Genomic DNA, 9,969 nt, shown 5'->3' on the forward strand with positions numbered 1-9,969 from the left:
ACCAATCCTGCAATGAGACAGATTAAAACGGCCTCCATGAGGAATTGCCCCAAGATCATAGTTTGGGTGGCTCCTAAAGCTTTTCGCACACCAATCTCTTTTGTTCGTTCTTTCACCGATACAAACATAATATTCATGATGCCTATCCCACCAACAATCAAAGATAAAGCAGTGATAAATAGCCCCGTCCCGCCGATTGCCAATTTTATGGCCTTGTATTGCGCTTCCATTGTAGCCGATTGATTGATAGCAAAATCGTCTTTTTCCATTGGTTTTAGGCCACGAAGTTGTCGCATAACACCATAAATTTCTTCTTTGGCTTCATCATAATTTTCTGTGTTCAGCTTAATTCTAACATTCATCCACCCTCGACGAGAAAACAATCGCTGATAAGTCCCAAAAGGCATTACCGCCTGATTATCTAGGCTAAACAGCCCCATGAATTTCCCCTGCTTTTTAAGCACACCAATTACTTTGAATTTATGGGAACCGATTTTTACATATTTATCAATTGGATCCTCTTCTGGAAATAATCCTTCTGATACATCACCGCCGATTACTAGGACCCTAGATCCTGATCTATTTTCCCCATCGGTAAAATATCTCCCATTCACCACATCTGCTGATTCATTTGTGGCCATATATTCTGGTGTTGTCCCAAAAAAGCGAGTATCGATCCGTTTGTCGTCCCGAATAATACTCCCACCCCGCTCTGACATTGGCGCAACTGCATCTACAAACTGGGATTTTTCTCTAAGTTGTTCTACATAATCTTCTTTAATGCGCGGACGATTTCTTAATTCCCACCAATCCATATCACCACCGAACCAATCCATGCGGCTAATAATTAACACATCCCGACCCAGGAAGGACATACTTTTTTCAAAAGTACGATCCAATCCTGAAATAAGAGTACCCATCAAAGTAACAGATAAAACGCCAATAACAATGCCTAATGCGGTTAAAATTGAGCGCGATTTATTTCCGAAGATCGAACCAAGTGAAATACGGAGGTTTTCCCAAAAAAGTCCTAACATGGTTAGTTACACGGAGGTAACAGAGGATCACAGAGATATAAATTAATTTTTACTCTGTGGTTCTCTGTGTCTTTTGTGATCTCTATGTTAAAACAATTTTTCACTGTGAATGGACCTTGCGTTTGGAAGATCTTACATCATCTTTAATTTTTCCGTCAAATAGATTAATAGTCCGTTCGGCATGATCGGCGATATATTCTTCGTGAGTAACCAAAATGATCGTATTACCCGCATTATGGAGTTTATCTAATATTTTCATTATTTCTACACCACTTTTTGAATCGAGATTACCGGTCGGTTCATCAGCCAAAATTATGGACGGATCATTCACCAAAGCCCGAGCGATAGCCACACGCTGCCGCTGTCCACCGGAAAGTTCGTTCGGCTTATGGTGCATTCGATCAGTGAGACCAACAGCGGATAAGGCTTTTTCAGCTTTTTCAATCCGTTCAGTTTTTCGCATATTTGCATAGATCAGAGGTACTTCTACATTTCTCAATGCAGTTGCTTTGGGTAATAAATTAAAAGTCTGGAAAACAAATCCAATTTTTCGATTCCGTATGGATGCCAGTTGATTATCATCCATTTCATGGACCAATTCGCCTTCGAATTCATATATACCTTCAGTGGGCGTATCCAAACAGCCAATCATATTCATGAGAGTGGACTTACCAGAACCTGAGGGACCCATAATAGAAATATACTCATTTTGCAAAATGGTAAGATCAACACCATCTAATGCACGAACTACTTCGCCGCCTACATCATAATGGCGTTTAATCTCTTTTAATGAAATTAGATCAGCCATAATTATTCAGATTTTGATGTCTTAATAGAAACACTGAAACCTTTTTTCTCTTCTTTTTTATCTTCATCAGTAGTTACAGCTTTGTTATGGGCTAAATCTTTACTGATGGCACGATAAGAACCGGTAACAACCTCATCCCCAACAGATAGGCCATTCAATACTTCGTAATGAGTTTCAGAAGAAATACCCACCTTCACAGGTCTAATATGAACCACTTTACTATCCTTGCTCGCTTTTTTCTTTTTACCCTTTTTATCATCCATTTCAGATAATTTTCCATCACGAAGGACGCCACTAAGTTTATCGGAAACAATAAACACCAATTCTTCCATTTTCTTCGCTTTCGGCTTTTTTGGCCCATCTTTTTTATCCGAACCTTTTCCTTTACCATAACTCATTTTTTCAGACCCTTCGGGGCGGACAGTCAAACTCTGAATCGGAATAGCCAAAACATTATCTTTCTTATCTGTAATAATATTAGCGGTAGCGCTCATTCCCGGGCGTATCCCATCCGGTACATCAATAATGCGAATCTTGACTTCAAAATTTGTTACCTGTTCAGCGGAACTCATAGCTGATGTTTGGGCCATATGAGCGATTTCACTCACAACACCAAAAAATAATGTATCCTGGAAAGCGTCAATTTCAATTTCTGTTGTATCTCCTATAGATACAGAAACGACGTCATTTTCATTCACATCAACGATGACTTCCATGCGATTCAGGTCAGCAATGATCATAAGTATTTCTGCCTGAAACATACCACCCACGGCCATTTCGCCTATTTCCTTATTCACCGCGGTCACAATACCGTCTTGGGGTGCCTCGATGCGGGCCTTATCCAAATCGTCTTTCCTTGATTCCAGAGAGGACTTGGCCTGCTCCAAAGAGCTTTTAGCAATTTGATAGGATGCTTGAACCGCTTCCAATTCCTGGTCAGATGCTAGATTTTGTTCATACATGGTTTCCACACGATTTTTCGATGCAGATTCTTGTTTCACCCGCGCTTCTGCAGACCGAACAGATGAAGCTGTGGAATTGTAATTGGCCAAAAGCTGCTTCCGATCTAATGTAATCAAATGCTGACCTTTAACAACATGGTCGCCTTCATTTACTGTGATGGTATCAATCCAAGCGGATGAGGTGGCAGAAATTTTCACTTCTGTTTCCGGTTTAATCTTTCCACTGGCATTCACTTTATGAATTACCGTTTGGAGACTCACTTTTTCTGTTTCTACTTTAATGGCATCTGTATCGTCCTTGCCTAAGCTGGCAACAATCATGACAATCATCAGGACACCTCCCCCGCCAAAGATGAGCCATTTTTTATTTTTAGTTAATTTTGATTTTGCCACAGTTCTCTCCTCTAAATTATTGTTTTTTTGAATCCAGCGTTCCCAATAAAGCTTTCAAGTTGGCCTGTACAATGTAGGCATCATACTTGGAGCGGATCAGAGATGACCGTGCTCGCACCACAGATACTTGGGAATCTAGAACTTCTAAAATTGTTGTTGACCCTTGCGTATAGCGCATTTGGGCCAGTTTCAAGTCTTCTTCAGCTGAAACAAGGACCGTTTCATTGATTGGTATAATTTCCTGGTAATTATTTAACTGATCTACAATACCCTGAAGCTGAACAGCTAAATCTTGAAGTTGAGTTAAATATTCCGATTCTGTTTTATCCACAACAATTTTTGCTTTTTGAATTCGAGTGGATATACTGTTACCGGAAAAAATTGGGATAGATATGGACAATCCCGTACTCGTCCTTTTTTGATCATTGTAACTGTTTGATACAGCATCACCAAAATTATCGGAACTTCCGGACATGCTAGCATTCGCACTGATAGTGGGCAAGCGGGATCCTTTAGCAATTTTTTCATTGAGTTCTGCCCCGGTGATTTGGTATTGTTTTGCCTTTACACTGGGATTGAATTTTTGAATGAGTCCAAACCCTGTTTCAAATTCAGGAATGATTTCTAGAGGTATTTCTACTTCTTCAATTCCAAAATCACGGTTGGCGCCAATTAAACCCATTGCATTTTTTAAAGATCGATAAGCGTTTTGAACTGCCGCATCATTATTCACTACGTCTACCCTTGCTTGCCCGAACCGAACTTCTGCTTTGAGAAAATCCGTTTTTTTGGCTGATCCTAATTTGTATTTTTGTTCTGCCAGGGCTAACTGCTGCTGGGAACTCATAAGATTGGATCGAGCCACATCCATTAATTGGGATGCTTTTAAGTAATTGAAATAGGCCGAATGCACATTACGAATAATATTGGTTTTTAATTGACGATCGAATTCTGCAGTAATGCGATAGCTGTTTCTGGCCTGCTTAATGGTATTCCACCACACACCCCCATCATAGATATTCTGTGAAAAGGAAATGTTGGAAGAGGCTGATATTTGACTGTTGATTTTATCCAAGGTGATTTCTCCCGAAACAGGATCATAAGATCCTCCGGTTCGTTCGGGAAACATGGACTTACTCATGTTTCCCGAAAACCGGAGTGAGGGCAAAATACTACTATATGACCCTTTGACACCTTGTCTGGACGATTCCAAGTCCATGGCAGATGCCTTGAGAGATTCCTTATTCTCCAATGCGATTTCAATCGCTTCTTTCAGAGAATAAGTTTGATTGAACCCTAATGCAAAGGGTATCAGAATTAAAATTCGTTTAATAATAATCAAATCCTTTCTTATCCAAAGATGCCTTTGGCACCAGCACCAATTCCGGCAAAAACTATCAATCCAAATATCCATAAAGCTGTCATTGTTGCTAAAGCGGTTTTGGTTGATTTATTATACAGGATACCCACGCCCACAGCTACTATAAAGACACGCCAAAATGCAAATATATCTACCCCGGCTAAAAAACTGTTAATGAAGTCACCCTGTTCCCCAATCCCTAAAACACCTAACCCGGTAAATATCATAATATTATCGGTGATGAATTGAATCGGTGTTTTGATGATATATTCAACCACCGATGGTAAATAGGCGAATGCACTGATGGTAAACATCTGTCCATATTTTCCCCCGCCCCCTAAAAACAAATTGGCTGTTAACATGACAAATAAGGACCAAAATGCAATTCTAATGGGCCATGAAATGGCCATACTTAAGAAAGTAAAAATAGCACCTGCACCTGTTTTAGAATAAATACTGTCGTAGCGTTCAGATAGAAATTGCTCTTTATTCTCTTCAGGAATTTGGGAATTTCCTTCAATGCTTTTTTCTATCTGTTCCCATTGCATATCTGCAATTAATTCCTGCAAAATAAACCCGGAAGCAACTGCCAAACCCATGAGTAAAGCAATCGGCATTAAAGCCTTTTTCCAATCAAATTCTCTAACAATAGTTTCCATGGTTTCACCGGGAGCGGTGATCACATTAATCATTGTGCCAAACATGTTATTCTCCTGCCCTTATTATCAAAATATCTAAGACGTTTGATGCCTTAGACTCAAAAAAGTTTCTTTGGTTGTCAGACATTTATATTTTTTCCATCCGTTTCATATTCTAGGATGTCCCCCGGTTGACAGCCCAATTCTTTACATATTTTTTCTAACGTAGAAAATCGGACCGCTTTCGCTTTTTCTGTTTTCAAAATAGACAAATTTGCCTGCGTAATGCCCACTCTTTCAGCCAAATCACCAAGAGAAATCTTAGATTTCGCCATCATTACATCAAGATTAATGCGAATGCCCATTAAACTGTGAGCTCCTGCTCTTCTTTCATCTCTGCCCCAATACGAAATGCTTCACCAATTACAATAATGATCATGGCCACCAATAGAAGACTCAAATTAAAATGGATTGTTGATTTAGGAATAATTGATTCAAACGAAAGTCTTGGCGTAATAAAAATGTTCAGTAAAATATCATGGAAAAAATCAAAAATACCGATTATAAGTATAGAAAAACCGATCCACCGTAGCCTGTTTCCATTTTTCATATTAAAAGGATCACCCTTTTTTACAGATCTTACCAGTTGTCTTAGCAATAATAATATCCAAATGATAAACCCAAAAATACTAAATCTTATCAGTTTTACGGGAATTAATAACCATTCCGGCGTGGGAGATTCAATAAGAGCGAATGCTTTTGCTTTTGCAATCTTAACTGGTAATTCTCGACCTGAAAATTCCGCGACACCTTCTTCTTCTACATTAAAATGAACCGGATAAAGTAATTTTGTAGTCTGATCTGTAATTCCAAATACAGGCCCTGCCAACAACATTAAAAATCGATAGCCAATATATAGCGCCAACAATGTGGTGATTGCGGTAATTAACCCGTCTGTAATTTTAATAAATAAATAAACACGATGCTCCGACATTGCCCTAATCCTTTAATTAACGGGGCCGATATTAGCACATATAGATTATAATTATCAATAAATATTTATTGTTTTTCGATATATTTTATTGAATTACCAGTTTACCTCCCGTTCGTTTAAAAGGATAAAATTTATAGGATTCATTAAAATAATCAATATTTGATCCAATTGCCTTCATAATTCCATTGGGTAAATTTTTATGATCAACAACAATAAAAGGTATAATTTTATATTCACCAATAGCCAAGAAATTTGAATTAAGTGGAAATTTTATTTCCCAGTGATCGGAGGGACGAATAATCCCTCCTCTCATAATTTTCGCCTCATTAATATCAATAATTTTTATCATTTCATTAGATTGGGAATTTAATAGAAGCAACCCCGTATGTATTGTTGTATCCCTCTTTACAATTCGTTTAGAATAAATAAATATATTCGCAACATCTGGTTTTAAATAAATATCGAAAAGTAAAAAGGGATACCTATCACCAGTATTTTCGTCTATATCTTCTTTCTTCGATACTATAGTTTCCAATTCAAACAATCGTGATAAAGTAACATCATTATACAATACCCCTTTGCTTGATATAATTTGTATATCCGGTACGACCTTACCATTCACAAATTCAATTTCTACCTTATTTAATGCATAATTTCCTATAAAAAAATATAACGAATAAATACCATCGCCAATCCCGCCGCTATTGGGACTACTTCCAGCCGGAAGATTGAGCGTAAAATTTCCCTCATTATCTGTTCTCGACTTAATATCAGTTCCTTCTAACCATATAAAAATTCCATCATGAAAATTTGATTTATCTAACAACACCTTTCCAGAAATAAATCTTTCGGGAATTGTATCTTCTCCAAAGAAAGGATTATCCTCACAAGCAATAACAAAAAATAACCATAAAAATATTGATTTTAAAATTTTGCTTTTCATAGACTACCCTTTATAGCGCAAGGTTAAAGGTGATATATCTACGTGTATCCCGCAAAAGAAGTCCACCTAAAGTTGTCTCATTTTTCTTTAGATTTCTACCGGCATAACTCAACTGACCTTTAAGCCGTCCTACCTTGGCCTTTAGAGTAATGCTTAAATCATAATTTGAAAAAGGTGGTAATTCAATTTCCGCAAAATTCTTGTCCGGCATGAGGATTAAACCAACCTGCTCTCCCTCACTAAACCATCGATAACTGATAGAAATAAATTTCCAGTTCCCTGTTGCTGCTCCAGTTATTTTTGATGCAGATTTAAATGGAAAAACGCTCATGTCTGAAATATTATATTTCGAAAAACCCACCTCACCAATCAAATGTTGATTGTACCCTTTAACCTTAAACTTTCCTTCAAAACCGCTCATCTGGGCAAATTCTATATTCTCGTAGAACCCAACCGGCAACCCCAACAAATAAGTAACGCGCATTTTGTTTATATAATCATTTTTAAAAAAACTGCCTTGAAATTCCAATTGATCTATATTTTCTAATTGTTCCTGTTTACTGACGATACTAAAACCCAATTCGAGGGATTTCATTTTTTCAGGAAATAATGAAAATGTTTTCCCAGAGTCGCTTTCTGTCAAACTTATTTGCTGTTGTAATGTGGGGAATTTCATATTAGAACCGGTAGTCATCCAAAAACCCATTGTCTGGTTTAGCTGCCTTCTCGACGCAATAGTTGACACTTTTACTATAGTATTTTTCCAATCATTTTCTCCGAAATTCAAGAATGCTTTACCGTCATTTTCCCCTTGATGATCCTTGCGAAATATTAATCGTGACTTACTATCTTTTACCACATCCTGTCTGATGCTTAAATCTAAATCGGTAAGCCAATGACCTTCATCGTCCCCCTTACTATGCAATTTAATAACACTGGCAAAACCCATTTGACTGCGGTTGAGATCTGCCCCTTTTAGGCCAATTTGGTTCACATTATTCATGGCCCTGTCATCCCAAAACCTTAGCACAGATTCTTCCATTTGGGCGCTGAACATTAATTCCACTTGGTTCAAATTGATATATTTTCTGGATTCAAATTTTTTGGCATTATGATCTAAATTGCGCATGATCATTCCTGACACATTGTTCAATCCCTGAATTTCCTGTAAATCATGATTACCAAATCCAAATTCCACCTCACCTAAGGGGCCTATAACCCCATTATATCGAAGGGCTATCATTTGATTGGTGGAATTAATTGAATTGTTATCCCTGTTATTATCAAATGATTGTAAATCCTTGGTCATGTTGATATCCAAATCGCCATAAAACCAATGATGTTTAAACTTTTGGTTTATATCGGCTGACGTGTGAGTTAAACCGGAAACTAGCCCGTCATTTTCCACTTCAAGGTTTTCAAACAATCGGGTGTAAGTACCCCGTTTTCGATTTAAAGAAATAAATGTTTCCCCAAATTGAAGTTGACCATTTACATTCCAAAATCCAGATTGATAACTGCCAAACTGCTGAGAAAACTTGACCCATTTATCTTTTGAGTTTTTGGGGACAATATTCACCACACCAGAAAATGCATCGGGACCATATAGAACAGAATGACCACCTTTTACAATTTCAATTTGTTCAATATTTTGCATATCGATCAGAGACAAATCAAAAACATTATCGAATGAACGGTTGAGGCGAAAACCATTATATAGAATCAAGACATCATCTGCATTCCCAGCACGAATGGATATAGTCTTTCTACCGCTAAGGGACTCCTCGATCTGGACGCTTTGATCCGTTGCCAAAAGATCACCTGCATCGGTAAATCCTCGCAACTCAAATGTTTCGGAATTAATAATAGAAACAGACTGGGGGAGATCTTTTTCTATGGATGGTTTACGTTTATCGCCGGAAGTTTCAATCGGATCAAATTGAAGGACTCTGGGTTTCATTACAACATTGGGCGATTTAAATAGGACATTTATTCTTACGGATAGTTGCTCGTATCCTATATGTTGAAATTTGACGATTTGATCTTGGTCAAATGAAGACACGTCCAAGATATAGTTCCCGGACGCATCACTGGAAACACCATAATCAGAATTCTCAGCCGTGATATTTACTCCGCTAAGTGATACTCGTGTAATCCGGTCCTTTATGGTTCCTGAAATATTTTGTCCCCATAATATGGCAGATAATAAGATATAATGTAGTAAATAATATTTTTTCATAACCAACCCAAGTAGTTAACCCTTTTCTCCATTAATTCCAGAAATAATATCATCTTTTACTGTCATAAAATATGCCAAGGCTGCTTCATGGGTATTATCTATTTCACCATCGAGGATTGCTTCTTCTATGGCTATTTTAATTTGACCAACAGCACGACCTTCTTTCAATCCACAGACTTTCATGATTTCTTCTCCCCGAACAGGAGATTGAAATGATTTAAAAGCATCACGTTCATTTACATCCTTCATATTGGTTTCGACCCGCTCAAAATTCCCAATATACTTACTAACTTTATGAGGGTTTTTGGTCGTGATGTCCGCTCGACATAAAGTGAGCAGATCATCGATATCCTCCCCGGCGGCTACCATAACTCGGCGAATGGCAGAATCGGTAATTTCTTTCTTCGCCAATGCAATGGGACGCAAATGAAGGAGTGTCAGTTTTTTGAGGTACTCCTTTAATTCGTTGGATAGTTTCATCCGTTTGCCCACTTTATTGAGCATCCGTTCACCCACCGCATCATGACCGTGGAAAGTATATCCCTTTTTTTTATCAATTCGACGGGTGTTTGGTTTCGCAATATCATGGACAAGG

10 protein-coding genes are annotated in these 9,969 nt (G+C 37.9%); all 10 read right to left on the reverse strand.

The window, feature by feature from the left end; genetic code table 11:
* On the reverse strand, window positions 1–1,037 hold a 1,037-nt coding region (locus HN459_01855; GenBank protein MBT3478184.1), incomplete at its 3' end, for an FtsX-like permease family protein.
* Window positions 1,038–1,137: 100 nt separating this feature from the next.
* Window positions 1,138–1,845: an ABC transporter ATP-binding protein gene (locus HN459_01860; GenBank protein ID MBT3478185.1), complete on the reverse strand. Its 708-nt coding sequence runs from the start codon at window positions 1,843–1,845 to the stop codon at window positions 1,138–1,140.
* A 2-nt stretch (window positions 1,846–1,847) separates the two neighbouring features.
* Window positions 1,848–3,200, reverse strand: coding sequence for an efflux RND transporter periplasmic adaptor subunit (locus HN459_01865; GenBank protein ID MBT3478186.1), 1,353 nt, complete (start codon window positions 3,198–3,200; stop codon window positions 1,848–1,850).
* Between the two features lie 16 nt (window positions 3,201–3,216).
* Window positions 3,217–4,542: a TolC family protein gene (locus HN459_01870; protein MBT3478187.1), complete on the reverse strand. Its 1,326-nt coding sequence runs from the start codon at window positions 4,540–4,542 to the stop codon at window positions 3,217–3,219.
* A gap of 8 nt (window positions 4,543–4,550) precedes the next feature.
* The gene (locus HN459_01875; GenBank protein ID MBT3478188.1) at window positions 4,551–5,264 is read right to left on the reverse strand and encodes a hypothetical protein; all 714 of its coding nucleotides are present in this window, start codon (window positions 5,262–5,264) and stop codon (window positions 4,551–4,553) included.
* Window positions 5,265–5,338: 74 nt separating this feature from the next.
* Window positions 5,339–5,563 carry a helix-turn-helix transcriptional regulator gene (locus HN459_01880; GenBank protein ID MBT3478189.1) on the reverse strand — a complete coding sequence of 75 codons (225 nt, stop codon included), beginning with the start codon at window positions 5,561–5,563 and terminating at the stop codon, window positions 5,339–5,341.
* Window positions 5,563–6,192 (reverse strand): DUF2975 domain-containing protein, encoded by a 630-nt coding sequence (locus HN459_01885; protein ID MBT3478190.1) that lies wholly within the window; start codon window positions 6,190–6,192, stop codon window positions 5,563–5,565. The genes HN459_01880 and HN459_01885 overlap by 1 nt, the downstream gene beginning before the upstream one ends.
* Before the next feature lie 85 nt (window positions 6,193–6,277).
* Window positions 6,278–7,135, reverse strand: coding sequence for a hypothetical protein (locus HN459_01890; GenBank protein MBT3478191.1), 858 nt, complete (start codon window positions 7,133–7,135; stop codon window positions 6,278–6,280).
* A 10-nt stretch (window positions 7,136–7,145) separates the two neighbouring features.
* A complete protein-coding gene (locus HN459_01895) occupies window positions 7,146–9,374 on the reverse strand; it encodes a TonB-dependent receptor plug domain-containing protein (GenBank protein ID MBT3478192.1) in 2,229 nt (742 codons plus the stop codon).
* Window positions 9,375–9,389: 15 nt separating this feature from the next.
* Window positions 9,390–9,969: HD domain-containing protein (locus tag HN459_01900; GenBank protein ID MBT3478193.1), on the reverse strand; the 580-nt coding region annotated here is incomplete at its 5' end.

The organism is Candidatus Neomarinimicrobiota bacterium (genome assembly GCA_018647265.1).
GTDB lineage: Bacteria > Fidelibacterota > Marinisomatia > Marinisomatales > TCS55 > TCS55.